The sequence below is a fragment of the Mesorhizobium sp. M7D.F.Ca.US.004.03.1.1 genome (assembly GCF_003998635.1).
In the GTDB taxonomy this organism is placed as follows: domain Bacteria; phylum Pseudomonadota; class Alphaproteobacteria; order Rhizobiales; family Rhizobiaceae; genus Mesorhizobium; species Mesorhizobium loti.
This window is the reverse complement of the sequence record NZ_RZQG01001635.1, coordinates 1-638: the sequence shown is the minus strand read 5'-3', so window position 1 is coordinate 638 and position 638 is coordinate 1. Positions and strand designations below refer to the sequence as shown.

Below are 638 nucleotides of genomic sequence, written 5' to 3'. Positions count from 1 at the left end.
TGGGCTTTGTAGGCGGCCTCATCCATGAGGCCCGCGAGTTGGCTTTCGTCGGCAAGCTTCATCTTCCACAGCCAGCCGGCGCCGGTTGCCGCCGAATTGACCAGTGACGGGTCCGACGACAGCGTGCCGTTGGCTTCGGTGATCTCACCATCGACCGGCGCGTAGACGTCGGAAGCCGCCTTGACGGATTCGACCACGACGGCGGTATCGCCCTTGGTCAATTTCTTTCCGGTCTCCGGCAATTCGACGAAGACGAGATCGCCGAGCTGTTCCTGCGCATAGTCGGTGATGCCGACAGTGGCGATGCCGCCCTCGACGCGGAGCCATTCGTGATCTGATGTGAAATAGGTCGTTGCCATGGAAATCATCCTTTGCGGTAGCGATGCGGAGTGAAGGGCAGGGAGCTGATGTCGACTGGGATTTTCGTGCCGCGAACATCGGCAAAGACCCGCGTTCCGGGCTTGGCCAGCGGTGCCGCGACATAGCCCATGGCGACCGGATGGCCGGCCGAGGGGCCGAAGCCGCCCGATGTGACATGGCCAGCGGGCTTGCCGTCGGCATCAAAGAGCGCGGCACCGCCGCGCACCGGCTGGCGGCCTTCCGGTTTAAGCCCAACTCGCTTTTGCGCGGGTCCTCGT

The 638-nt window shown here is 63.6% G+C and carries 2 protein-coding genes; both read right to left on the bottom strand.

The window, feature by feature from the left end; genetic code table 11:
- Positions 1-359: glycine cleavage system protein GcvH (gene gcvH, locus EN935_RS39205; protein ID WP_127374413.1), on the bottom strand; the 359-nt coding region annotated here is incomplete at its 3' end.
- 5 nt (positions 360-364) lie between these two features.
- Positions 365-638, bottom strand: a 274-nt coding sequence (locus EN935_RS39200; RefSeq protein ID WP_281040424.1) for a glycine cleavage T C-terminal barrel domain-containing protein, incomplete at its 5' end; no start/stop codon positions are given.